Source organism: Telluria sp. AC161, from assembly GCF_979258535.1.
The window spans coordinates 4,409,722-4,433,616 of sequence record NZ_OZ409861.1 but is presented as its reverse complement, the minus strand read 5'-3'; the positions used below and the strand labels follow the sequence as shown (position 1 = coordinate 4,433,616).

Genomic DNA, 23,895 nt, shown 5'->3' with positions numbered 1-23,895 from the left:
GATGGACCAGCTCCTGCCCTATTACGAAAGCGAACTGGCCTACCTGCGCCACAACCTGCGTGAATTTGCCGAACGCTATCCGCGCGTCGCCGGGCGCCTGTTGATCAGCGGTGAAGTCTGCGAAGACCCGCACACCGAACGCATGATCCAGTCGTTTGCGTTTCTCAACGCGCGCATCGCCCGGCGCCTCGACGACGATTATCCCGAGTTCACCGAAGCGCTGTTCGGCGTGCTCTACCCGCACTATCTGCGCCCTTTTCCATCGTGCTCGATCGCGCAGCTCGGCCCCGCCATCACCACCAATACCGACGCCGCCACCGGCGCCGCTGCCGCCCAGCAGACGAGCGTGACGACGATCGGGCGCGGCGCTGCATTCAACACGCGGCCCGTGCGCGGCGTGGAATGCACGTTTCGCACCGTGTATCCGGTGACGGTCGCGCCGCTGGCAATCACGCGCGCGGCGTTCTCCCCGATCATCGGCGCGCCCGACACGGTGCGCTTGCCGGCCGGCGCCACGGCCAGCATCAGCCTGCGCGTGGCCATCACCTGCGACGGGCGCGGACTCGATGCGCTGGCGCTGCCGGCGCTGCGCCTGTTCCTCGATGGCGAGCCGTCGCTGTGCGCGGCGCTGCGCGACGCGCTGCTGGTGCGCACGGTGGCCGCCTACGTGCAGGCCGATGGCGGGCACTGGCTCGCGCTGCCGGCGCTGCCAGTACGCAGCGCCGGCTTTGGCGACGACGAGGCGCTGATCGATTTCCCGGCGCGCTCGCATGCGGCATATCGCCTGCTGACCGAGTACTTCTGCTTTCCCGAAAAATTCAACTTCGTCGACCTCGACCTAGCCATGCTGACGGCCGCCCTGCCCCGCGGCACGCGCGCGCTGACGGTGCACCTGGCACTGGCCGGCATTCGCAGCGACTCGAACCTGGCGCGCATGCTCGGGACCCTCTCGACCAACAACCTGCTCACCGGTTGCACGCCGGTGATCAACCTGTTCCCCCAGCGCGGCGAACCGATCCAGCTGACCCATGCCAAGGCCAATTACCCGGTGCTGGCCGACGGGCGCCGCGCCTATGGCTACGAGGTCAATGCGATCAACGACGTCAATATGGTGCGCCAGACGGCGCAGGGCGAAACGATCATCAAGTTCCAACCGTTCTACTCGCTCAAGCATGCGCAGACGCCGCAGCACAATGGCCACTACTGGGCGATGGCGCGTGATGAAGCGCTGGCCGAACGCAGCCCTGGCTTCGAAACGCAGATCACGATCGTCGACATCGACTTCGATCCGGCCAAAGTCGAAAAGACCACGCTCAATCTCGAACTGACCTGCACCAACCGCGACCTGCCATCGCTGCTGCCGTACGGCCAGTCAGGGGGCGACCTGTTCACGGAAGGCGGCTCGGGCACGCGCGCCATCACGTTCCTGCGCAAGCCAACCCGCACCTGGCGCTTCACGCGCGGTCGCAGCGCGCAGTGGCGCCTGATCTCGCTGCTGTCGCTGAACCACCTGTCGCTGGCCGATGGCGGCGTCGACGCCTTTCGCGAAATGCTGGCGCTGCACGACGTGCCCCGTTCGGCGGCCTCGACGCGCCAGATCGGCGGCATCCTCGCGATTGCCTATACGCCCACCAGCGCCTGGTTGTCCGGCAATCCCTTCAATTGCCTGGTGCGTGGGATCGAGGTGCGGCTCAGTATCGACGAAGAAGCGTTTGTCGGCAGCGGCATCCACCTCTTCGCCCACGTCATCGAACGCTTCCTGGCGCTGTACGTGCACGCCAACAGCTTTACCCAGCTGGTGATCGTGTCCCATCAATCGTCCGAGGAACTGCTGCGATGCGCACCCCGAAGCGGCGATCTGAGTCTGCTGTAATCGAACAGCTGTTCCGCGAACCGTGGCGCTTCGATTTCTTCCAGGCGGTGCAGGTGCTCGAGTTGTGGCTGCGGCGTCGCGGCAAGCCGGCGCACGGGCTGGTGGCGGACATGCTGCGCTTTCAGAACTCGGTGTCGCTGGGTTTTCCGGCCAGCCAGCTCGAAAGCATCCATGCCGACGTGCGCGACCTGTCGATCGGCATGCCGTTCGCGCTGCCGATCGACGCCGCAGCGCTGGCCGACGCCGTGCAGGAAGGCACGCTGCGCCATGTGCACCTGACGCCGGCCTTCATGGGTCTGCTGGGCTGCAACGGCGTGCTGCCGGCGCATTACACCGAGCGCATCGCCGCGCACCAGGCGCACCACAAGAACGAGGAAGAAGACGACGGCCCGCGCGCCTTTCTGGATGCATTCTCGAACCGCTCGCTGGCGCTGTTCTACGAAGCCTGGCGCAAGTACCGTCTGCCTTTGAGGTACCAGCTCGATGGCCAGGATACGTTTCTGCCGCTGTTGATGAGCCTTGCCGGGCTGGGTGACGCGGCGCTGCGGCGGCGCTTGAGCGACGTGGGCGACGGCGCCGTGCTGGATGAATCGATCGGCTATTTTGCGGCGTCGGTCCGGCACCGGCCGGTGTCGGCGGTGCAGCTCGCGCGCGTGCTGTCCGAGTATTTCGGCCAGCCGATCGTGGCCGAACAATTCATCGGCGCCTGGTACGACATCCCGGCCGCGCAGCAGTCGATGCTGGGCCACGACAGCGCGGTTCTTGGTACCCGCGCGCTGGCCGGTGCGCGCGTCTGGCAGCGCACGCTGCGCCTGCGCCTGATCGTCGGGCCGCTCGCGCATGCGGGCTTCCAGGCCTTTCTGCCGGGCGGGCTTGCCGCGCGCGCGCTCAAGAGCGTGCTGGCGCTGTTTACCGGCGTCGCCCTCGAATACGAAGTCGAGCTGGTGCTGCGCGCGGCCGATGTCCACAACACCACGCTGGACGCCGTCAGCCCGGGCCGGCTGGGCTGGGATGCCTTTTTGGTGCTCGATGCGCCGCCGGGCGACCGGCACGATGTGCGCTACGACCTGCATGCCACGCCGCCCCCGGTCGTCAAGACACCGGCCGCTACGTCGCAGCCGTTCGTTAGGTGACAAACGCACCCCGTGCATCCCGATGGCGTATCCTGACGGCTGTGGGGCATCACGCCTCGATGGACTGGAGTGGTGATGAGCGAACAGATCATCTCGGCGATCAAGCTGGGCGGCCAGCAGCTGGCGGCCGTCGTGACGCTGGCGGGACCGGAACGCTACGAGTATTTCATCCGGCGCGCGGCCGAGGCGCGCGAAGTATGGGGCCTGTACCAGGACGGCTGGGCGCTGGCCAAGACCGACGACGGCACCCTCGTGTTTCCGATGTGGCCGGCCAACGAGTACGCCACGCTGTGCGCCGAATTCGAATGGGATGGCTACGACGCGCAGGCGTTCTCACTGGAAGAACTGATCGAAGAACTGCTGCCGCAGCTCGAAGAAGACAGCGTCCTGCCGGGCGTGTTCTATACGCCGGGCGACAAGGGCATCACGCCCACCGTGGCGCAGCTGATTGGCGACCTTGAGGACGAACTGCGCCGCAACTGACTGGTCCGGCGGGCGCCGGTGTTACAGGCCCGCCAGCAGCGCCTCGACCACGTCGAGCTGCACCGGTTTGGTCAGGTGGTGGTCAAACCCCGCCTCGTTCGAGCGCTGGCGGTCGCTCTCGGCGCCCCAGCCGGTCAGCGCCACCAGCACGATGTCTTCCAGGCCCGGCGTGGCGCGGATCGCACGCGCCGTCTCGTAGCCGCTCATGCCCGGCATGCCGATGTCCAGAAACGCCACGCGCGGACCGAACGCCTGCGCGACGGCCAGCGCCTCGTAGCCATCGTGCGCGACCTTCGCCGTGTAGCCCGACATCTCCAGGATCATCGACAGCGTCACGGCCGCATCGACGTTGTCGTCCACCACCAGCACCTTCAGGCCACCGGCCGCGTTATCAAGCGCCGGCGCAGGTTCGCCTGGCGCGGGCGCGGCCTGTACTGCCTCGGCGGCCAATGGCAGGCGCACCGTGAAGATGCTGCCGGCATTGGCGCCGGGGCTGGTGGCGGCGACCGAGCCGCCATGCATCTCCACCAGGCGCCGCACCAGCGACAGGCCGATGCCCAGCCCGCCCTGCGAGCGGTCGACCGTGCGGCCGATCTGGCTGAACATCTCGAACACGCCGGCCAGCGCATCCGCCGCGATGCCCACGCCGCTGTCACGCACCGTGATCACGACATCAAGGCCATCGCGCTGCGCCGACAGGGCGATCTGCCCGCCCGGTGGCGTGTACTTGGCCGCGTTATTGAGCAGGTTGGCCACCACCTGCGCGATGCGGGTGGCGTCGGCGTCGACCGGCAGGGCCGCATCGGGCACGTCGAGCGTGAATGCATGCTGGCCTGCCTCGATCAGCGGCATGCTCGTTTCGACCGCGCTGGCCAGGATGGCGGCCAGGTCGGTGCGCTGACGCTTGAGTTCCAGCTTGCCGCCGCTGATGCGGGCGATGTCGAGCAGGTCGTCGATCAGGCGCACCATGTGGCCGACCTGGCGCTCCATCATGTCGCGCACCTTCGCCATGGCTGCCGGATTGTCGCCGCTCATGCGCATGACCGACAGGCCGTTCCTGATCGGCGCCAGCGGGTTGCGCAGCTCGTGCGCCAGCGTGGCCAGGAATTCGGTCTTGCGGCGGTCGGCCTCGGCCAGGTCGTCGGCCAGGCGCCGCAGCGTCGATTCGGACTGCTTGCGCGCCGAGATGTCGTTGAACAGCAGTCCCACCTTGCGGCTGTCCGCGCCGCCAATGCGGGTTGCGTAGACATCGAACCAGCGGTTCATGGCCGGCGCCTCGTTCTCGAAGCGCACCGGCTCGCCCGTGAGCGCCACGCGGCCATAGGTGTCGAACCAGAAGTCGTCGAGTCCCGGCAGCATCTCGCGCGCGGTGCGGCCCACGGCGTCTTTCAGGCCGGTGTGCGCCTGGAAGGTCGGGTTCATCTCGAGGAAGCGGTAGTCGACGGGCCGGTTCGCCTCGTCGAACAGCATCTCGAAAATGCAGAAGCCTTCGTCGACCGAGTCGAACAGGGTGCGGTAGCGCTCTTCGCTGGCGCGCAGCTGCTCGACCACCCGTTTGCTTTCGATGTTCGCGGCCTGCAGCTGGTGCAGCAGCTGTTCGCGCTCCTCGCTGGCATTGCGCTGCTGCGTGATGTCGCGCGAGATCACGAGCAGGTGGGCGCGCAGGCCGTCGCCGCTGGCAGTGCGGGTGACCATCACGTCCCACCACTTGGGCGTGCCTTTGGCGGTAGGGCAGGCAGCAACGAGGTGGCCGGTGCCGCCGGCGCGCGCTGTCTCGAGCGCCGCGCGCACGGCGTCGTGGGACGCGGCCGGCCAGAACGCCATCCAGGGCTGGCCATGCAGCAGATCGGCATCGTCGATTTCCATCGCGCTGCGGCCATTGCAGTTCATTGCGAGGATCGTGCCATCCGTGTCGAGCAGTTTCACGCAGTCGGGGATGGCTTCGAACAATGCCCAGCCGAAGGAAACGGCGTCCTGTGCCGGCATGGTGTCGCGGGGTTCCTGCATGTATGACCTTCCGGCTATGTCTCCAGACACGGAGAGCGTTAAAACAATTTCAACAGGAAATTTTACCCAGATCGCCGCAAACTTGCAGTAATGATGCATACGTCGTGCATCCGGGATGGGCGTATTTCCCCTCATGTCATCAAACTGTGACCAAACTGTCACGCCGGCGTCATCTTGCCTTACTACTATTCACGGGCTTTCCCTTATCCCCACAACAAATACAGGATCCATCCCGTGAACAAGCCGACCGATCTCGCCCGCCATGGCATCGACCATGACGATATCGACCTGAATACTTCGTCGAACGAGCAATTCAGCACTGTCATGAACGCCCGCCTGAGCCGCCGCAACATGCTGCGCGGCGGCGCCGCCACGGCCGCCACCGCGCTGCTGAGCACCTTCGGCCTGACCGCGTGCGGCGGTTCGGATGATGATCCTGTCACGGCTGCCCCACCGCCAGTGGTTACCACGCCGCCGCCGGCGCCGGTCGAAAAGCTGCTCGGCTTCACCGCCGTCGGCAAGAGCCTGGCTGACACCGTCGTTGTCCCGGCCGGCTATACCGCCAGCGTGATCTATGCACTGGGCGACCCGCTCGCGGCTGGCACCCCAGCCTACAAGAACGACGGCACCGACACCGATTTCGAGAACCGCGCGGGCGACCACCACGACGGCATGGAATTCTTCTCGCTGTCCGCCGACGGCGCCGTCTCGACCACCGGCGTCACGCGCGGCCTGCTGGCCATGAACCACGAAGCGACCACCAACGAAGGCCTGGCCTCGTTCTTCGTGCACGCCAATGGCGGCACCAATACGCTGCCGCGCCCTGCGCTGGAAGTCGACAAGGAGATGGCGCTGCATGGCCTGTCCATCGTTGAAGTGCGCACCACCAACGGCAAGTGGGAATACCTGCAGAATTCGAACTTCAACCGCCGCGTGCACCAGCAGACCGAAGTTCAGATTTCGGGCCCGGTGCGCGGCAATGCGCTGGTCAAGACCAAGTACTCGCCGGACGGCACCAAGTTCCGCGGCACGCTCAACAACTGCGGCACCGGCCGCACCCCGTGGAACACCTATCTGTCGGGCGAAGAAAACTGGGCCGGCTACTTCACCCGCTCGGCCACCGACAACGCGGCGCGCGGCGACAAGAGCGTCGCATCGCTCAATCGCTACGGCGTGGCGCAGGGCGCGGCCTCGCGTCACGGCTGGGAAACGGGCGGCACGGACGACAAGTACGCACGCTGGAACATCAGCAAGAAGGGTACGTCGGTCGACGGCAGCGATGACTATCGCAATGAACTCAACGGCGAAGGCTACATCGTCGAGATGGATGCCTACGACAAGACCCGCCCACTGAAAAAGCGCACCGCGCTGGGCCGCTTCGCCCACGAAAGCGCTGCCTTCGGCCGCCTGCTGGCCGGTACGCCGCTGGCCATCTACATGGGTGACGATTCGCGCGGCGAGTATATCTACAAATTCGTCTCGAGCGCACCGTGGAATCCGGCCGATGCGGTGGCTACCGACCGTATCGCCACCGGCGACAAATACCTCGACAGCGGCAAGCTGTATGTGGCCAAGTTCAACGCCGACGGCAAGGGCAGCTGGATCGAACTGAACATCGCCAACGCAGCGATTGCCGGCTACGCCACCTACAAGTTTGCCGACCAGGCCGACGTGTTCGTCAACGCCCGCCTGGCGGCCGATGCCGTCGGCGCGACCAAGATGGACCGCCCTGAATGGTGCTCGGTCAATCCGACCAACGGCGAGATCTACTACACGCTGACCAACAACAGCAACCGCCGCGCCGAGCCAAGCGGCTCGAGCCAGATGGGCCTGGACGCGGCCAACCCGCGCGCCTACACCGACATGAAGGGCACCACCGCCCAGCCGGGCAACCCGAACGGCCACATCATCCGCATGAAGGAAGATGCCGCCGGTTCGACCGCCACCACCTTCAGCTGGGACGTGTACCTGTTCGGCGCAGAAGCAGCGGCCGCTGCAAGCACGATCAACCTGTCGGGTCTCTCCGCGGACCAGGACTTCTCGAGCCCGGACGGCATGTCCTTCACCGTCTCGACCGGCATCTGCTGGTTCCAGACCGACGATGGCGCCTACACCGACGTCACCAACTGCATGATGCTCGCCGGCCTGCCAGGCACCGTCGGCGACGGCAAGAAGGTCACCGTGCCAAACGCGAAGGCCGACGGCTCTGTCGTGAACATCGACACCTACGTCGGCAAGGCCGCCACGCCGGACACGCTCAAGCGCTTCCTGGTGGGCCCGAAAGGCTGCGAGCTGACCGGCATCGCCGAAACCCCGGACGGCAAGGCGCTGTTCGTCAACATCCAGCACCCGGGCGAAACCACGGCTGCTGCGAATATCGGCGACCCGACCAAGTACACGAGCCAGTGGCCAGCCAACGCCGGTTACGGCGCGGGCAAGCGTCCGCGTTCGGCAACGCTGGTCATCACCAAGAACGACGGTGGCCGCATCGGTTCGTGATCGCCTGATCTGAGGTGTGCCTGACCTGAGGGGCCGGCTGCTTGTGCAGCCGGCCTTTTTTCGTTGTGGCGCCTGCTCGCATGATTCAAGGCGGCGCGAGCGGCAGCAGCGCCTTGCTGGCAGCCTTGAGCAGCGCCGCACCCATGCGCTCGAGGCGCGGTGGCTGGATGCGCCACGCGTGCCAGTACAGCGGCACGTCGTGCGCGATGGCGGGGGTCAGGTCGACCAGTGCGCCGGTCTGCAACAGCGCCGCGCACTGCTCGTGCGGCAGCATGCCGTAGCCCAGACCCAGGCGCACCGCTTCCGCGAACGCATCGCTGGATGGCACGTAGTGAAACGGATACGCGCCGTCCGGCAGGCCGAATTGCGTGAGCAGGAACGACGACTGCATCGCATCCTTGCGATCGAAGACCATCAGCGGCGCGACCTGCGCGGTAGCGCGCGTGATCCCGGCCGGGAACCAGCGCTGCACAAACGCGGGCGAGGCCACCAGCCGGTAGCGCATCACGCCGAGCAGGCTCGCGCTGCAGCCGCGCATCGGTTCCGGCTCGCCCGAGATGCAGGCCACCGCGTGGCCGCCTTCGAGGAGCGAAAACGTGTGGCCCTGGTTATCGAGGATGAATTCGACCAGCAGCTGTTCGTCGATCAGGATAGGCGCCAGCACCGGCAGCAACCAGGTTGCCAGCGTGTCGTTGTTGACCGCGAGCGTCACGCGCGCCTGGGCCCGGATCGCCCGTCATCTCGGCCAGGAACTCCGATTCGAGCAGCGTGGAGCGGCGCAGGTATTGCAGCAGCCGCGCACCGGGTGCGGTCGGGCGGCAGGGCCTGCTGCGCACCAGCAGCGGCGTGCCCATGTCCTGCTCCAGCGCCGAGATGCGCTGCGAGACGGCCGATGGCGTGATCCTGAGCTGGGCGGCGGCGGCTTCCAGGCTGCCGGCATCGATGGCAGCGAGGAAGGCGGCGCTGCGGCGAGGATCGAGCTTCATGATTAGCGTTTCTTACGTAGCCTGAATAATCATGAATATAATTGAAGTAGATCGTGTGGACTGGAATAGTGGCGGCTTTCGCACGAAAGGCTGCCATGTTCTCGCAACAGATCTATCTTCAGGGGCTGGGCCTGGGCGCTGGTCTCATCATGGGCATCGGCGCCCAGAACGCGCACGTGCTGCGCACCGCGGTGCGGGGCCGGCACGTGCTGCCGACGGTCGCCACCTGCATCGTCGTCGATGCGATCCTCATCGCGGCCGGCACCAGTGGCCTGGGCGCGCTGATCGAAGCGTCGCCGGTCCTGATGCCGCTGGCGCGCTACGGCGGCGCGGCATTCCTCGTCTGGTACGGGCTGCGCTGCTGGTCGAGCAGCTGGCGTGGCGGCGCGACCCTGTCTGGCGACGGGGCTGCGCAGGCGCAGACGCTGGGCGCGGCGCTGGCGACCGTGCTGGCGCTGTCGCTGCTCAATCCGCACGTGTATCTGGACACTGTCGTGCTGCTGGGGGCGGTCGGCAGCGGCCTGGCCGCAAGCGAGCGCAGTTCGTTTGCGCTAGGGGCGATCACGGCGTCCGCGTTGTGGTTCTCGGCGATTGGGCTGGGGGCGCGGCGCTTCGCGTCGACGCTGGCGCGCCCTGGGGTGTGGCGCGTGATCGAGGCGCTGACGGGGGCTGTGATGCTGGTGCTGGCGGTGCTGCTCGTGCTCGACGCGTGAGGCTGCAAAAAAAGTGAATGGACCGGGTTCAGGGCGGTGTAAAGTTGCATTTTGTCCATTCAATTTTCAAGGAGCTGGCTTGAACCGCAAGAACCGTTTGGCACTGAAACTGATGGCCCTGTGCATGGCCACCGTGGGCTGGTCCGGCGTACACGCCGCCGACGTCATCATCAGCGCCGAGCGGCTGCTGGACGTGAAAACCGGGCGCATGATCGACAAGCCCGAAATCCTGGTGCGCGACGGTAAAGTCGTCAGCATCGGGCGCGCGGGTGGCGCAGGGGGGAGCGGCAGCCGCTGGCGAAGCCCCCACGCGCATCGACCTGCCCGGCATGACGCTGCTGCCCGGCCTGATCGACATGCACGTCCACCTGGATTCCGACCCCACCTATGGCGGCTATAGCAACCTCGAATACAACGACCGCTTCTGGTCGGCGCTGGCCGTGGTCCATGCGGGCAAGACGCTCGACGCGGGCTTCACCACCGTGCGCAATCTCGGCTCGGCCGACTGGAACGACGTCGGCCTGGGCCAGGCGATCGACGCCGGCAAGGTGCGCGGCCCGCGCATCATCCCCGCCGCCTGGTCGTTCGGCCCGACCGGCAGCCACTGCGACAGCACCTACTTCCCGCCATCGATGGACCAGAAAGGCCCGTACAACGCCGACGGTCCGGACGAAGTGCGCAAGTCGGTGCGCTCGCTGCGCAAGTACGGCGCCCAGGTCATCAAGGTATGCGCCACAGGCGGCGTCTTCTCGCGCAACACCGAGCCGGGCCAGCAGCAAATGAACCTCGCCGAACTGCGCGCAGCCGTCGAAGAAGCGCACCAGTGGGGCCTGCAGGTCGCCGCCCACGCGCACGGCGCCGCCGGCATCAAGGACGCCATCCGCGCCGGCGTGAACACGATCGAGCACGCCAGCCTGATCGACGACGAAGGCATCGCCCTGGCCAAGAAGCACGGCGCGTGGCTGTCGATGGACATCTACAACGGCAGCTACACGGCGCTTGAGGGCAAGAAGAATGGCGTGCTGGAAGACAATCTGCGCAAGGACCGCGAAGTGACGGAACTGCAGCGCCAGAACTTCAAGCGCGCACATGCAGCCGGCGTGAAAATGGTGTTCGGCACCGACGCCGGCGTCCACCCGCACGGCGGCAACGGCAAGCAGTTCGCCGTGATGGTCCAGTACGGCATGACGCCACTGCAAGCAATCCAGAGCGCCACCATCAACGCCGCCGAAGCACTGGCACGCAAAGACGTCGGCATCATCGAACCCGGCCGCTACGCCGACCTCGTCGCCGTCAAAGGCGACCCAACCGTCAACGTCCGCCTGCTGGAAGCCCCCGCCGTCGTCATCCAGAACGGCCTCATCGTCAAACGCCTCACCCCCTAACAATGAGGGTCAGTGTAGAATTAATGAGCAATAGCCCAATATCAAGCCAGTAAATGTTGCAGCGTCAACAGTATCGAATCACTTGAATATGTGCCAGCTTTAATTAGGGTCAGAGTCGAATTAATTTTCAATTTATTTTCAAAAATTGACAAACAATTCGACTCTGACCCTAATTGTTTTATTTGAATTTTATACGGTCAGAGATGCTTTAATTTCCTGATTTAAATTAGTATCTTACAGGCATAGTTTTATGCCGTATCACCCCTTTAAATAATTAGGGTCAGAGTAGAATTAATGAACAATTGATCCAATTTCCGTTCGATCTGGCTTTAATCCTGAGCTTGGCTTTATGTCTTGCCAATTAATTAGGGTCAGAGTCGAATTAATAAGAAATTGATTAACTGAAGTTGTCAAACAATTCGACTCTGACCCTCATTGTTTGGTTTTAGGAGAAGAAATGAAAGCAATTGTTTATACGCAGAATGGGTTGTCGATTGAGGACCCGAAGGCGCTTGTCGAGATGGAAATGGCGATGCCGGAGCCGGGGCCGCATGATGTGGTGGTCGAGGTGCGCGCGGTGTCGGTCAATCCGGTCGATACCAAGATCCGCCTTGGCGTGGCGGTGACTGAGCCGCGTGTGCTCGGGTGGGATGCCAGTGGCGTCGTGCAGTCGGTTGGTGAAAGCGTCACGTTGTTCGCGCCGGGCGATGAGGTGTTTTATGCCGGATCGCTCATTCGCCCCGGCTCCAACAGCCAGTCCCAGGCGGTCGATGAGCGCATCGTTGGCAAGAAGCCCCGTACGCTTGGCTTTGCCGAAGCGGCGGCCCTGCCCCTGACGTCGATCACGGCCTGGGAGCTGCTGTTCGACCGCCTGCGCGTGCCCGAAGGCGGCGGGGCCGGCAAGTCGCTGCTGGTCATCGGCGCGGCCGGCGGTGTTGGCTCGATCCTGATCCAGCTCGCGCGCCAGCTCACGGGCCTCACCGTCATCGGCAGCGCATCGCGCGATGCCACGCGCGCGTGGGTCACCAAACTGGGTGCGCACCATACCGTCGACCACACGCGCCCGATGCAGCCGCAGCTGGCCGAACTGGGCTTCGACCAGGTCGACATCGTCATCAGCCTGACGCACACCGATCATCACTACGCCGACATCATCGAAGCCCTCGCGCCGCAGGGCCAGCTGGCGCTGATCGACGATCCGGCCACGCTCGACGCGGTGCCGCTCAAGCGCAAGTCGATCTCGCTGCACTGGGAGCTGATGTTCACGCGCTCACTGTTCGGCACACCCGACATGGTGCGCCAGCACGAGCTGCTGAACCGCGTGGCCGACATGGTCGATGATGGCCGCCTGACGACGACCCTGGGCGAGCACTTCGGCCCGATCACGGCCGACAACCTGCGCCGCGCGCATGCGCTGATCGAAAGCGGCAAGGCGATCGGAAAAATCGTCCTCGAAAACTTCTGACGCCGGAATCGCTTACCATCGTGGGATTGAAAAATCCCACGATCACCCAGCGAAAGCGAAAGGAACACCATGGACATTCTGTCGGCCGCCAAGAAGCGCCATACCGCCAAAGCCTACGATAGCGAGCGTCGCATCCCCGAAGAAGTGATGCAGCAAGTGTATGACCTGCTGCGTAACAGCGCGTCGTCGGTCAACTCGCAGCCATGGCACTTCATCGTCGCCAACACGCCCGAAGGCCGCGCGCGCATTGCCAAGGCGACCCAGGGCGGCTACGTCTACAACGCTGCCAAGGTCAACGATGCATCGCACGTGATCGTGCTGTGCGCCCGCGTCGACATGGACGAAGCACACCTGGACGCAGTGCTGGAGCAGGAAGAACGCGACGGGCGCTTCCGCGACGCGCAGGCGCGCGCCGGCCAGGACGCCACCCGCCGCGGCTATGTCAACCAGCACCGCTACGGCACCAAGGACGTCGCCCAGTGGCTCGAGAAGCAGGTCTACCTGGCGCTGGGCACCGCGCTGGTCGGCGCAGCCACGCTGGAGATCGATGCGACGCCGATGGAAGGCTTCGACCAGAAGATCCTCGACGCCGAATTCGGCCTGAACGAGAAAGGCTTGACCAGCCTGGTGCTGGTGAGCTTCGGTTACTCGTCGTCAGCCGACTTCAATGCGGGCTTGCCGAAGTCGCGCCTGACGCAGGAAGCGACGTTCACCTTCATCTGACCGCTCCCCGCACTACCCCGCCATCGCAAGCGGATGACAGCATCTTTTCCATGAACACGGACGCGATGCCGATCCCGCTGCGATGCGCGTACACCTCGTCGCGTACCCGCACGAAGCCGGCGCGCTGATAGAACGCCACCGCATTGAGCGACGCCGACAGGAACAGGCGCTGCACGCCCCGTTCCTGCGCCAGCACTTCCAGCCGGCGCAGCATGTCCAGCGCGATCCCGCGTCCCTGATGCGCCGGATCGACAAACACCGCATCGACTTCGCCACTGGCCAGGTCGAGCACCGCGAAGCCTGCCAGCGCGCCGTCTTCTTCCGCTACCACGGCGCTCCCCAGATTCACCAGCACCGCCAGTGACGCCGGCGGCGCGCTGGCGGACCAGGTCTCGATCACCGTCGCCGGATAGTGCGCCGCGCAACTGGCCCGCACGGCCCGTGTGCGTAGCAGCCACAAGGCCGCAAGATCGGCTGCGGTGGCCGCGCGGCATATCAGCATGATCCACTCCTGATGCGTTGATGACAGCACATCGTACACGCGCCCGTACCTAACGAAACCTGCGCAGAAACCGTGCGCCCGCCTCCCCGCCACAGGCATATGCTGGCGCTGCATTCGTCGAGTCACCTTCACCGGAGTCGCCCATGAAACGCACACCTGCTTTGGCCGCCCTGCTGCTGGCCATGTCCGCCAGCGCCGCCGCCCACCACGGCTGGAGCGAGTACGACGCCACCCGCCCGCAGCAGCTGACCGGAACCATCGAGGAATCGGGTTACCGCCAGCCTCACGGCTACGTCCGCCTCAAGACGCCGGACAAAACCTGGCTCGTCGTGCTGGCGCCACCCAGCCGGATGGAAAACCGCGGCCTGGCCAGGGACATGCTGGCCGTCGGCGGCACCGTCACCGTCGTCGGTTATCCCAACCGTACCAAGCCTGCCGAACTGCGCGCTGAACGCATCACGGTGGGCGACAAGGTCACGGAGCTGCGCTGAGCGCCGCGTACGCGGCAGCGGCGGCGGCGGCGTGGCTCGCAGCGACCCCGCCGGCGCAAGCCCTGCGCGACGGCGCCTGGTTGTACCCGCTTGTCGAGATCGTCCACATCGTGGGCTTCACGGTGCTGGTCGGCGCGGTTGCCATGTTCGACCTGCGCCTGCTCGGCTTCGGGCCTGCGCGGCCGGGTGAGGCGCTGCCCGTGCAGGCGCTGGCGCGCCACCTGCTACCCTGGTCGTGGGCCGCACTGCTGCTGATCGTGCCCAGTGGCGTGCTGCTGTTCTCGACCCAGCCCGAGCTACTGGATAACCGGGCCTTTCTGCTCAAGCTGGCGCTGATCGGTGCCGCGGGTTGCAATGCGCTGGCGTTCCACGTCGGGCCCTGGCGCACGGCCGCACGCTGGCCCGCCAAAGCGCCGCTGCGCGCCCGATTGCATGCGGCCCTGTCGCTGCTGCTCTGGGTCGCCGTCATCGCTTGCGGACGGCTGCTGGCGTATGTGTAGCAAGCCTCTCGAACAGCCGCCCGGCCTTCGTGCTACAGTCTCCTGCCGCTTTCTTCCCGACCCGCCATGCTGAAACAGCTCACCACCTTTGCCATCGCCGCCCTTGTCGTCGCCAGCAGCGCCCACGCTGCGCCGCCGGTCTACGGCTTCGTCGTCAAGAACACCTACCCCCACGATCCGCAAGCGTTCACGCAGGGTCTGTCCTACCGCGATGGCTACCTGTACGAAAGCACGGGCCAGATCGGCCACTCGACGATTCGCAAGGTTGACATCAAGACGGGCAAGGTGGTGCAGAAGGCCGATCTGCCGGCCAACGTGTTCGGCGAAGGCTCCACCGCAGTCGGCAATACCCTGGTCGGCCTGACCTGGCAGTCGCAGGTCGGCTACGTGTTCGACCTCAAGACCTTCAAGCTCAAACAGCAATTCAAGTACGAGGGCGAAGGCTGGGGCCTGGCGGGCGACGCCAAGCAGCTGTACATGAGCGACGGCAGCGCCGCCATCCGCATCCTCGATCCCAAGACGATGAAGGAGCTGCGCCGCATCCAGGTCACGGCCGAGGGCCAGCCGGTGCCACGCCTGAACGAGCTCGAATTCGTGAACGGCGAGCTGTATTCGAATGTCTGGGGGACAGACCTCATCCTGCGCATCGATCCCGACAGCGGCAAAGTCCTTGGCCTGATCGACCTGACCGGCCTGCTGCCGCCGGAAGCGCGCGGCACCACATCCGTCGACGCCGTCCTGAACGGCATCGCCTGGGACGACAAAGGCAAGCGCCTGTTCGTCACCGGCAAGCTGTGGCCCAAGCTGTTTGAAATCGAGCTGGTGCCACGCCTGCGCCGCTGATTACGCGGCTTTGGTCACGTCGATCACGACCTTGCCGACGTGCGCACCGGACGCCAGATAGCGATACGCGTCCTGCGCCTGGTCGAATGGGAACACGCGATCGATCACCGGCTTGACGCCGCTGGCGTCGACGAAGCGCATCACGTCTTCCAGCATCGCGCGGCTGCCCACGTGCACGCCCACCAGGCGCTTGGCGCTGGCCAGCAACGTCGCCGGATTGACCTCGCCGCCAAAGCCGCTCACGCCGCCGATGATGGCCACCGTGCCGCCCATCGCCACTGCCGCCACTGACCGGTTCACCGTGCCCTGGCCGCCCACTTCCAGCACCACCTGCGCACCCACGCCATGGGTCAGGTGAAGCACTTCGTCCTGCCATTCGGGGATCGTGGTGTAGTTGATCGTGTGATGTGCACCCAGTTCGCGTGCGCGCGCCAGCTTCTCGTCGCTCGACGAGGTCACGATCGTGCGCAGGCCGGCGGCGCGCGCCAGTTGCAGACCGAGGATCGACACGCCGCCCGTCCCCAGCAGCAGCACGGTGTCGCCGGGCTTGACGTGATTGCTCGAGACGAAGATGGCATTCCACGCGGTGACCGCTGCGCAGGGCATCGTGGCCGCTTCGATGAAGCTCAGGCCTGCCGGGACAATCGCCAGCGCATCCTCGTGCAGCACGACTTCTTCGGCCAGCATGCCGTCGATGTCGCCGCCCAGGCCATTGCGGATCTTGGCGGGCGTGGGTGCGCCCTCGTGCCAGAACGGAAAGAACGAACCGGCCACGCGATCGCCCACCTGCACGCGCGTGACGCCCGGCCCGACGGCCAGCACTTCGCCGGCACCGTCCGAGCACGGGATGATCGGATCGTCGACCGAAACCAGGTAGTTCCCGGCCGCGACCATCAGGTCGCGGTAGTTGAGCGCAACGGCGTGCACGCGAATGCGCACTTCGCCCAGGCCAAGGTCGCGCACCGGATAGTCGATGGCTTGCAGGCCGTCGATGTTGGCGCCGTGAAGAATTTGGTAAGCCCGCATGGGTGCTCCTATGTCAGTTGAAATCGTTATTTTTCATCGAGGTGGTACAGCAGCCAGATGGCCGCCAGCAGCGGCAGGTTCTTGATCAGGGGCCCGAACGGATGGACCAGAAATTGCGGCAGCATCGACGCAATCACGACGCTGTACACGCCGATCAGGCCAAATTGCGTCACCCACAGCCAGCGTCGCCGCGGCAGGAACAGCGTGCCCAGTCCCAGCAGCAGATCCAGGCCCGCCGCGCCATACAGCGCGGGCAGTTGCAGCTCCGGCGGCACGCCCGCCTGTGCCAGCAGCGCCAGGCTGTCCTCGATCGGGAACAGGCCGAGCGAGACGATCGCCGTGATGATCCAGACCGCAGCAATGCTGTAACGCAGGACCGGCAGCAGCCAGCCAAGCTTGGCGCGCGCGCGCTCGCACTCGGCGTCCTGGATGAAGGCACTGACCGGCCGAGGCGGATGGCCGATCAGGTTGGCCGTGAGCGTCGCGTCGGCGCTGTTGTCGTGATCGAGCATCTTCAGCGCGTCGCGATCCAGCAGCGAACCAGGCAGCAGCCCTGCGACGCCGGCCGCGAAGCGGGCCACCGGCCCGGGCAAGTGCAGTACCGGCTGGCGGCCCATCGCCATTGCGCGGCGCAGCGTGGCCAGGTACTCGGTGAAGGGCATCGCCTGCGGCCCTACCAGCGGCACGCGCATCGTCGCGCCGCCGTCCGGCGCCATCGGCAGCCGGTGCTTGAACAGGCCGATGATGGCCGCTACCAGGTCGTCGATGTGGATCGGCTGCACCAGCTGCGGCTTGTCGCCGAAGCGTAGCGTGAACGGCATGCTGGCCAGCGTGCGCATGGCGCGCGCGCTGCCGCCGTCGCGGCCATACACGAGCGACGGCTGAACGATGTAGGAACGCAGCGGCAGCGATGCGAGGTAGTCGTCGGCCTCGCGCTTGGACACGTGATACGGCGTCGTACCCTCGCGGTCGGCCCCCAGCGCGGACAGCTGGACCACCATCTGCACGTCATGCGATTCGGCGGAGGCGGCGAACAGGGCGCGCGGCGTTTCCTTGTGCAGGCGGACAAACGTCTGGCGGCCGCTCTCGCGAAAAATGCCGACCGTGTTGATCACGGCGTCAATTCCCGAGAGGCGCGACAGCCAGGTTGATTTATTGTTATCGTTAGTGAAATCAGCATGGATATAGCTGAGGCGCGGGTCGTCGCTCGTTTCGGGATGACGCACCGCACAGACGACGTGGTGGCCTTCGGTCAGCAACGCTTGCAACAAGTGTTGCCCAACAAACCCGCTTGCACCCGTCAGCAAAATCCGCATCCGATGTTCCCTTTACGCGATCGAAAAGAGGATTGTATGAAATATACGGTAATACAGCGCGCACTCGTCTCCGGTGCGGCCTCGAGTATTGTCTCGACGGTCGCCATGGCGCTGGTCGCAAAGAAAGAAACCGGCAGCCCCTATGCCGCAACCAATGCTGTCAGTCACTATGTGCACGGTCGCAAGGCCAGCTTCCGCGACCGCTTCTCGCTGCGCTACACGGTGCCCGGCCTGTTAATTCATCATGCCAGCGCCACGGTCTGGGCGCTGGTGTTCGAGCGTGTGATGGGCGGCGTCCTCGATCAGAAGAACCCGTCGGCCGTCCTGGCCTCGGCAGCGGCAACGTCGGCCTTCGCCGCCTTCACCGACCACAAGCTGACGCCACGGCCATTGCAGCCGGGGTACCAGAAACGCCTGTCGAACAAATCGCTGGGCGTGGTCTACACGTCGATTGCCGTCGGCATGGCGCTGGGCTCGATGTTCTTGCGGCGTAATCAGCCGCCGAAGTAATGGTGTGTTAGTGGTGCGGCCTGGCTGTCGCCAGCCGCCGGGTGGCTTGCGCCGGTGGCGTGTCGCCCAGTGGCAGCAAGCCGGCGCCGCGCGTCAGGGCCCGCACCAGCGTGGCCTCGCCCAGGCGCAGGCCGTGGCCGCGAAGTTGCGGCAATGAGCGCACCGGCTCCGGTGTGATCTCGATGGCGGCGCGTACCAGCAAACGCTGGAGCGGCCGCAGGGGCGCCGGCAGGATCGGCGCCTCGCCCATGATCCGAATGAAATCGGCCAGGATGGCCGACTCTTCCAGCCCGGGCGCAATGCGCGCCAGCATGGCTTCCCACTCGGCCCACGAGCGCGGCGCACCCGTCGCGCCATACAAGCGCGCCGCAGGCTGCGCTTCGGCGAACGCCGCATCCTTTTCAGGCGCCGACAAACGGCGCGCGTAGCGGTGATACGCCTCGGTAAAGCCGAAGGTGGCCGTGGCCTGGACCCAGTCGAGCAGGCGCGGATCGTTCGCGTGGTAGGGCACGCCGTCCGGCGTGGTGCCCTGCACGTGGCGGTGGATGCGTACCACGTTCGCGATCAGCTGTTCGGCCGCCGAGCGGGGGCCGTACACCGTCATCATCGCGGCAAAGCCGGTGCGGCGCAGGCGCAGGCCCGGGTCGCGCCGGAAGCTGCTGTGGTCCCAGACGCCGGTGCGCACCGACGGTTCGGCCAGTTCGAGCAGCACTGCCGTCACCCCGCCGATGAACAGCGCGACCGGGTTGGCGAATACCTGCCAGGTGATGCCGCCGGCCGGCGCCAGCGCCGGTTCGCCGGCCGGCTGGCTGAAGTCGAACGCCATGCCGGCCGGTGGTTGCATCAATGCCCGCAGCTGCGCCAGCACGTCAGCCTTTCTTGCCCCGCATGCGCTGCACCAGCGTCACGACAGCGACGATGATCGCGCCTACAAGCACGCCGACGAGCGCGTCGACCAGAGTCGGAACCAGGAACGCCAGCACGCCACCGATGGCCGGTACGTCAGCCACGCTGGCAGCCATGTTTTGCGCGAAGTGGTGCACGGCAGGGATGGCGTGGGCGATGATGCCGCCGCCGACCATGAACATGGCGGCCGTACCGACCACCGACAGCACCTTCATCAGGCGCGGCGCGAACGCCAGCAAGCCCTTGCCCAGACCGCGCGCGGCGCCGTTCTGGCTCTTGCTCAGGTACAGACCCGCATCGTCCATCTTCACGATGGCGCCCACCAGGCCGTACACGCCGATCGTCATCAGGATGGCGATCGCCACCAGCACCGCGACCTGCTGGCCGAATGCGACGCCCACCAGGGTGCCCAGCGAGATCACGATGATCTCGGCCGACAGGATGAAGTCGGTGCGCACGGCGCCCTTGATCTTTTCCTTTTCCAGCGCGACCAGGTCGACTTCGGTATTGGCCACCGCCGCCACGTGCGCAGCCTTGTGCTGTGCATCTTCTTCGGCGCTGTGCAGGAATTTGTGCGCGAGTTTTTCGGCGCCCTCAAAGCACAGGAAGGCACCGCCGATCATCAGGAGCGGCGTGATGAGCCACGGAAGGAATACCGAGATCGCCAGCGCGGCCGGCACCAGGATCGCCTTGTTGACGAACGAGCCCTTGGCCACGGCCCAGACCACGGGCAGTTCGCGCTCGGCGCGCACGCCCGTGACTTGCTGCGCATTGAGCGCCAGGTCGTCGCCCAGGACGCCGGCGGTTTTCTTGGCGGCGACCTTGCTCATTACGGCAACGTCGTCGAGGACGGCGGCAATATCGTCCAATAGGGTCAGTAAACTTGCTCCAGCCATGGGTCGTGCTCCTTCAAAATTAAGTTGCAATGATAGTAACCGAGGCGCCGTAAAGTACCTACACGGTTCAGCGCCGGTTTTTGCGTTTCAACCCCGCCAATCTGCATCTCGTCGCTTTTGCCGCGCGCGCCGGATGCGCTGTACGTATCGTTCATGCTGAAGGTTGCGGTGCTGCAGCCTCGTCCCCCATCAAGGAGATCCCATGAACACCGATTCGATCCAGGCCGCAGCTCCCGTTCGCCGTGTCCGTCCTCCCAAGCGCAAGACCCGCATCACCATCTATCTCGACGACGAAGTCCTCAACGAATTTCGCACCCTGTCCGAGCGTTGCGGCACCGGATACCAGACCCTGATCAACGCCGCGCTGCGCAACCGTTTGAACGGTCCAATTGGCGAAACCGGCGTCGCATAAGGCTTCCTTGCAGATTTCCCTCCTGGCGCGGCATTACACTTGGCAATATTTATGCTAATCTTCCCGCTCTTTTAACCCCGGAGGGATTTATGAAAAAAGGCGAACTGATCGCAGAATTCGCGAAGCGTACCGAGATGTCCGGTGCTGCCGCTGGCGTGGCCGTGAACACGATCATCGAGATCATCACCGAGCGCCTCAAAAAAGGCGACACGGTCGGCATCACCGGCTTTGGCACCTTCTCGGTGACGAAGCGCGCTGCACGCAAGGGCCGCAATCCTGCCACCGGCGAAGTGATCAAGATCGCGGCGTCGAAGAGCCCGCGTTTCTCGGCTGGCGCGACCCTGAAGGCATCGGTCAACCCGACCAAAAAGAAGTAAGCACCATCCCACGGCCTTGTGCCGCGGCCCCTGTGCGGGTCGCGCGCGCGAGGCTGATGCAGTAACGTCCCGTCGTCCACCCTCCCCGCTGTTCCCCATTTTCTACCCGCCACCATGAGCTTCGCCACCTGGATCGCCTTCGTCATCGCCGGTTCCCTGATCGCCATTTCGCCCGGTTCCGGCGCGGTGCTGTCGATGTCGCACGGTCTGGCCTATGGCCTCAAGAAAGCCAGCGCCACGGTGCTGGGCCTGCAACTCGGCCTGATACTGGTGTTGATCATCGCCGGCGCCGGTGTCGGCTCGCTGCTGCTGGCATCCTCGGTTGCCTTCACGATCGTCAAGGTGGTCGGCGCGCTGTACCTGATCTACCTGGGCGTGAGCCAGTGGCGCGCCGCGCCTGCGCCCGGCCCCGCCGCATCGACCGTCGGCCTGGAAGCGCACCCGCCGTTCGGCCGCCGCGTGCTGACGGGCTTCCTGACCAACACCACCAACCCGAAGGGCATCATCTTCATGGTCGCGGTGCTGCCCCAGTTCATTTCAAAAGACGCCCCGCTGCTCACGCAACTGGCGATCCTGGGCGTGACGATGGTCGTCATCGATTCGGTCGTCATGCACTGCTACGCGGCGCTGGCCGCGTCGATGCAGCGCTATATGCGCGATCCGCGCCACATGAAACTGCAGAACCGCGTGTTCGGCGGCGTGCTGGTGGTGATCGGCTCGATGCTGTTTTTCGTCAAGCGTCATCCGGGCTGACACGCCGGTCTGCCGGCAGATGCAACTGTTTGTAAGCCGCGTTGCCCGGTCAGCGGGCGCGCGTTGTAATGCACTTGTCGCTTTCCGTCCGCGTTCCCCCTCCGGAGCACTACCATGACCCCTCGTTTCGCCCCGACCGCCGCATTGCTCGTACTGGCGGCGTTTTCCACGTCCGTGCCCGCGCAAACGGTGTTGCAGACTGACGCGCTCGAACAGGGCCAGGCAGAGTTTCAGGACGAGACGCAACTGGCCGAGGCCCCGGGCCGGGCCGGGCGCATCTCGCTGGTCCAGGGCAAGGTCGACATCGGCGGCGACGTTGGGGCCGAATCGTCCCCGGCGCAACTGAACTCGCCGATCACGTCGCGCAACCTGATTTCCACCGCGCCTGGTGCGCGCACCGAGCTGCGGATCGGCTCCACCGCCATCCGGCTCGATGGCGACAGCTCGCTCGAGGTCACGGAGCTGGACGACGACAGCCTGCGCCTGCGCCTGCATTACGGCAGCGTCAGCGTGCGCGTGCTGAACGTCGACGTCGTGCCCGAATTCGAATTGCGCACGGCGCAAGCCACCGTGCGCCTGACACAGCCGGGGCGCCTGCGTGTGGACGCCGAGCGTGAGCGCGATACGAGCCTCGTGAGCGTGCTCGATGGCGAAGCACAGGTGGACGGCGCCGGCGCCAGTCTGACCGTGCGTGGCGGGCGCGCGGCCCAGGTGCGCGATGAGGATGTGCGCACGCTGCAGGCGCAGCGCGACAACTTCGACGACTGGTCGCTCACGCGCGACCAGGCCCTGGTGGCAGCGCAATCCTCGCGCCATATCGGCACCGAGATGACCGGCTACGAAGAACTCGACCGCTACGGCAGCTGGAGCACGAGTTCGGATTACGGCAGCCTGTGGACCCCGCAGGTGGCCGCCGACTGGACGCCCTACCGCGACGGCAGCTGGACCTTCATCGCCCCGTGGGGCTGGACCTGGGTCGACAATGCGCCGTGGGGTTACGCGCCCTTCCACTACGGACGCTGGGTGCAGGTGCGCAATCGCTGGGCCTGGGCGCCGGGCCGTCTCGAGCGGCGCCCCGTGTGGTCGCCGGCGCTGGTCGGCTGGGTCGGCGGCAGCAACTGGAATGTGGGCTTCCAGTCGCACAACCTGGCGGCGCATGGCTGGTATCCACTCAGCCCGTATGACCGCTATGTGCCAGGGTATCGACTGTCGAGCGAACGCTTGCGCCGCCTGAACGACTGGCGCCACGCCACCCGCCGCGAGCAACAGCAGCCAGGTCGCTACAATGGCCTGACCGTCGTGCCGCGCGAGCAGTTCGGCGGGCGCGGTCCGGTGATCGTCCCGCGTGCGCCGCGCCCGAATCGTCCGGAGCAGCTGGTGTCGGGCACGCCGGGTAGCGCGCCGCCGCCGCCGCTGGTGGCGCGCCCCGGCTGGAACCGCGACCGGCGCGATCTGCTCGAGCGCGCGAATGGCGGGCAGACCGGCGTCGAACGCCCAGCCTTTGAGCGCCCTGGCCTCGAGCGCCCAACCCTCGAGCGCCCTGCTCTTGACCGCATGCAGTTCGAGCAGCAGGCGCGCGAACGCGGCGAGCAGGAACGGCTCACGCGCGAACGCAATAACGGCGAGCGGCTGGCGCGCGAGCGCATGGATGGCCAGGAGCGGGCGCTGCGCGAACAGGGCGAGCGCGAACGCATGGGGCGCGAATTCGAGAACCGCAACCAGATGGATCGCATGCGTTTCCAGGTCGAGCGCAACGACCGGGAGCGGATGGGGCGCGAACGCATGCGCGAGCAGGCCGAACGCATTCAGCGGCAACCTGTCATGTCGACCAATGCGCCGGCGTTTGCGCGGCCAGACCCGCGGGCGGAATCTCGTCCCGAATCGCGTCCCGAATCTCGCCCACAGCCGCGTCCCGAGCCTGCTGCGATGCTGAACGCGCCGCCGCGCCCTGCCGCGCCACCGCAGATGGTGGCGCCACCGGCGCCGCGCCCGCAGCCGTCGGCACCGGCCTTTACCCCGGCGCAGCGCAACAACGACCAGCGCGCCAATACCGACGCGCGCGGCGTGTCGCGCGTGGAGCGCTGACCGGTACCGGC

26 protein-coding genes are annotated in these 23,895 nt (G+C 65.8%); 17 read left to right on the top strand and 9 right to left on the bottom strand.

Annotation, left to right across the window (positions count from 1 at the left end; translation table 11 throughout):
• Position 1 precedes the first annotated feature (1 nt).
• From tssF to ACZ0AJ_RS19740, 3 genes are all read left to right on the top strand, one after another.
• Positions 2-1,873: a type VI secretion system baseplate subunit TssF gene (gene tssF / locus ACZ0AJ_RS19750; protein ID WP_499456113.1), complete on the top strand. Its 1,872-nt coding sequence runs from the start codon at positions 2-4 to the stop codon at positions 1,871-1,873.
• On the top strand, positions 1,837-3,006 hold the full coding sequence (gene tssG / locus ACZ0AJ_RS19745; RefSeq protein WP_499456111.1) for a type VI secretion system baseplate subunit TssG: 1,170 nt from the start codon (positions 1,837-1,839) through the stop codon (positions 3,004-3,006). Before tssF ends, tssG begins: the two co-directional genes overlap by 37 nt.
• A 75-nt stretch (positions 3,007-3,081) precedes the next feature.
• Complete coding sequence (locus ACZ0AJ_RS19740; protein WP_183554928.1) at positions 3,082-3,489, top strand: DUF2750 domain-containing protein; 408 nt, start codon at positions 3,082-3,084, stop codon at positions 3,487-3,489.
• 21 nt (positions 3,490-3,510) lie between these two features.
• Here ACZ0AJ_RS19740 and ACZ0AJ_RS19735 read toward each other — a convergent pair whose 3' ends face one another.
• The gene (locus ACZ0AJ_RS19735; protein WP_499456108.1) at positions 3,511-5,496 is read right to left on the bottom strand and encodes a PAS domain-containing hybrid sensor histidine kinase/response regulator; all 1,986 of its coding nucleotides are present in this window, start codon (positions 5,494-5,496) and stop codon (positions 3,511-3,513) included.
• 234 nt (positions 5,497-5,730) lie between these two features.
• On the opposite strand from ACZ0AJ_RS19735, the gene ACZ0AJ_RS19730 reads away from it, so the two are divergent.
• Positions 5,731-7,995: a PhoX family protein gene (locus ACZ0AJ_RS19730; RefSeq protein WP_499456106.1), complete on the top strand. Its 2,265-nt coding sequence runs from the start codon at positions 5,731-5,733 to the stop codon at positions 7,993-7,995.
• A gap of 85 nt (positions 7,996-8,080) precedes the next feature.
• Here ACZ0AJ_RS19730 and ACZ0AJ_RS19725 read toward each other — a convergent pair whose 3' ends face one another.
• Together ACZ0AJ_RS19725 and ACZ0AJ_RS19720 are read right to left on the bottom strand one after the other, a co-directional pair.
• The gene (locus tag ACZ0AJ_RS19725; protein WP_499456105.1) at positions 8,081-8,707 is read right to left on the bottom strand and encodes an ArgP/LysG family DNA-binding transcriptional regulator; all 627 of its coding nucleotides are present in this window, start codon (positions 8,705-8,707) and stop codon (positions 8,081-8,083) included.
• Positions 8,604-8,981, bottom strand: coding sequence for a LysR family transcriptional regulator (locus tag ACZ0AJ_RS19720; RefSeq protein WP_499456104.1), 378 nt, complete (start codon positions 8,979-8,981; stop codon positions 8,604-8,606). The genes ACZ0AJ_RS19725 and ACZ0AJ_RS19720 overlap by 104 nt, the downstream gene beginning before the upstream one ends.
• Positions 8,982-9,076: 95 nt before the next feature.
• On the opposite strand from ACZ0AJ_RS19720, the gene ACZ0AJ_RS19715 reads away from it, so the two are divergent.
• The 5 genes from ACZ0AJ_RS19715 to nfsB all read left to right on the top strand — a co-directional run bounded on the left by ACZ0AJ_RS19715 (position 9,077) and on the right by nfsB (position 13,267).
• Positions 9,077-9,694 (top strand): LysE/ArgO family amino acid transporter, encoded by a 618-nt coding sequence (locus tag ACZ0AJ_RS19715; RefSeq protein WP_499456103.1) that lies wholly within the window; start codon positions 9,077-9,079, stop codon positions 9,692-9,694.
• A gap of 79 nt (positions 9,695-9,773) precedes the next feature.
• Positions 9,774-10,094 carry a hypothetical protein gene (locus ACZ0AJ_RS19710; protein ID WP_499456101.1) on the top strand — a complete coding sequence of 107 codons (321 nt, stop codon included), beginning with the start codon at positions 9,774-9,776 and terminating at the stop codon, positions 10,092-10,094.
• Positions 10,024-11,079 (top strand): Xaa-Pro dipeptidase, encoded by a 1,056-nt coding sequence (locus ACZ0AJ_RS19705; RefSeq protein WP_499456099.1) that lies wholly within the window; start codon positions 10,024-10,026, stop codon positions 11,077-11,079. The genes ACZ0AJ_RS19710 and ACZ0AJ_RS19705 overlap by 71 nt, the downstream gene beginning before the upstream one ends.
• Before the next feature lie 457 nt (positions 11,080-11,536).
• On the top strand, positions 11,537-12,544 hold the full coding sequence (locus tag ACZ0AJ_RS19700) for a zinc-binding alcohol dehydrogenase family protein (RefSeq protein WP_499456097.1): 1,008 nt from the start codon (positions 11,537-11,539) through the stop codon (positions 12,542-12,544).
• A gap of 69 nt (positions 12,545-12,613) precedes the next feature.
• Entirely contained in the window at positions 12,614-13,267 is a 654-nt protein-coding gene (gene nfsB / locus ACZ0AJ_RS19695) for an oxygen-insensitive NAD(P)H nitroreductase (RefSeq protein ID WP_499456096.1), read from the top strand.
• Here nfsB and ACZ0AJ_RS19690 read toward each other — a convergent pair.
• Positions 13,260-13,769 (bottom strand): GNAT family N-acetyltransferase, encoded by a 510-nt coding sequence (locus ACZ0AJ_RS19690; RefSeq protein ID WP_499456094.1) that lies wholly within the window; start codon positions 13,767-13,769, stop codon positions 13,260-13,262. The genes nfsB and ACZ0AJ_RS19690 overlap by 8 nt on opposite strands.
• A gap of 143 nt (positions 13,770-13,912) precedes the next feature.
• On the opposite strand from ACZ0AJ_RS19690, the gene ACZ0AJ_RS19685 reads away from it, so the two are divergent.
• The 3 genes from ACZ0AJ_RS19685 (at position 13,913) to ACZ0AJ_RS19675 (ending at position 15,603) form a co-directional block, all read left to right on the top strand.
• Positions 13,913-14,260, top strand: a complete 348-nt coding sequence (locus ACZ0AJ_RS19685) for a DUF6152 family protein (protein WP_499456092.1) — start codon at positions 13,913-13,915, stop codon at positions 14,258-14,260.
• An 80-nt stretch (positions 14,261-14,340) separates the two neighbouring features.
• Positions 14,341-14,760, top strand: a complete 420-nt coding sequence (locus ACZ0AJ_RS19680; RefSeq protein WP_499456091.1) for a DUF6644 family protein — start codon at positions 14,341-14,343, stop codon at positions 14,758-14,760.
• A 66-nt stretch (positions 14,761-14,826) separates the two neighbouring features.
• Positions 14,827-15,603, top strand: a complete 777-nt coding sequence (locus ACZ0AJ_RS19675) for a glutaminyl-peptide cyclotransferase (RefSeq protein ID WP_332531210.1) — start codon at positions 14,827-14,829, stop codon at positions 15,601-15,603.
• Here ACZ0AJ_RS19675 and ACZ0AJ_RS19670 read toward each other — a convergent pair whose 3' ends face one another.
• Both ACZ0AJ_RS19670 and ACZ0AJ_RS19665 read right to left on the bottom strand, forming a co-directional pair.
• Positions 15,604-16,629, bottom strand: coding sequence for a zinc-dependent alcohol dehydrogenase family protein (locus tag ACZ0AJ_RS19670; protein WP_499456090.1), 1,026 nt, complete (start codon positions 16,627-16,629; stop codon positions 15,604-15,606). It abuts the gene before it with no gap.
• A gap of 26 nt (positions 16,630-16,655) precedes the next feature.
• Positions 16,656-17,945 (bottom strand): SDR family oxidoreductase, encoded by a 1,290-nt coding sequence (locus ACZ0AJ_RS19665; RefSeq protein ID WP_499456089.1) that lies wholly within the window; start codon positions 17,943-17,945, stop codon positions 16,656-16,658.
• Positions 17,946-17,981: 36 nt separating this feature from the next.
• On the opposite strand from ACZ0AJ_RS19665, the gene ACZ0AJ_RS19660 reads away from it, so the two are divergent.
• On the top strand, positions 17,982-18,455 hold the full coding sequence (locus ACZ0AJ_RS19660) for a hypothetical protein (RefSeq protein WP_183554952.1): 474 nt from the start codon (positions 17,982-17,984) through the stop codon (positions 18,453-18,455).
• A 7-nt stretch (positions 18,456-18,462) separates the two neighbouring features.
• On the opposite strand, the gene ACZ0AJ_RS19655 is transcribed toward ACZ0AJ_RS19660, so the two are convergent.
• Genes ACZ0AJ_RS19655 through ACZ0AJ_RS19645 form a run of 3 tightly spaced genes read right to left on the bottom strand, consistent with a single transcriptional unit; the run spans position 18,463 to position 20,412 of the window.
• Positions 18,463-19,323 carry an oxygenase MpaB family protein gene (locus ACZ0AJ_RS19655; protein WP_499456087.1) on the bottom strand — a complete coding sequence of 287 codons (861 nt, stop codon included), beginning with the start codon at positions 19,321-19,323 and terminating at the stop codon, positions 18,463-18,465.
• A gap of 1 nt (position 19,324) precedes the next feature.
• Complete coding sequence (locus ACZ0AJ_RS19650) at positions 19,325-20,257, bottom strand: DUF808 domain-containing protein (protein ID WP_499456086.1); 933 nt, start codon at positions 20,255-20,257, stop codon at positions 19,325-19,327.
• Complete coding sequence (locus ACZ0AJ_RS19645; protein WP_499456085.1) at positions 20,236-20,412, bottom strand: hypothetical protein; 177 nt, start codon at positions 20,410-20,412, stop codon at positions 20,236-20,238. Before ACZ0AJ_RS19645 ends, ACZ0AJ_RS19650 begins: the two co-directional genes overlap by 22 nt.
• Positions 20,413-20,459: 47 nt before the next feature.
• Between ACZ0AJ_RS19645 and ACZ0AJ_RS19640 the strand changes: the two genes are divergently transcribed.
• From ACZ0AJ_RS19640 to ACZ0AJ_RS19625, 4 genes are all read left to right on the top strand, one after another.
• Positions 20,460-20,669 carry a BrnA antitoxin family protein gene (locus ACZ0AJ_RS19640; RefSeq protein ID WP_183554960.1) on the top strand — a complete coding sequence of 70 codons (210 nt, stop codon included), beginning with the start codon at positions 20,460-20,462 and terminating at the stop codon, positions 20,667-20,669.
• Positions 20,670-20,758: 89 nt separating this feature from the next.
• Positions 20,759-21,046 carry an HU family DNA-binding protein gene (locus ACZ0AJ_RS19635; protein ID WP_183554962.1) on the top strand — a complete coding sequence of 96 codons (288 nt, stop codon included), beginning with the start codon at positions 20,759-20,761 and terminating at the stop codon, positions 21,044-21,046.
• Between the two features lie 114 nt (positions 21,047-21,160).
• Entirely contained in the window at positions 21,161-21,799 is a 639-nt protein-coding gene (locus tag ACZ0AJ_RS19630) for a LysE family transporter (RefSeq protein WP_183554964.1), read from the top strand.
• A 114-nt stretch (positions 21,800-21,913) separates the two neighbouring features.
• Positions 21,914-23,884: a DUF6600 domain-containing protein gene (locus tag ACZ0AJ_RS19625; protein WP_499456084.1), complete on the top strand. Its 1,971-nt coding sequence runs from the start codon at positions 21,914-21,916 to the stop codon at positions 23,882-23,884.
• Positions 23,885-23,895 lie beyond the last annotated feature (11 nt).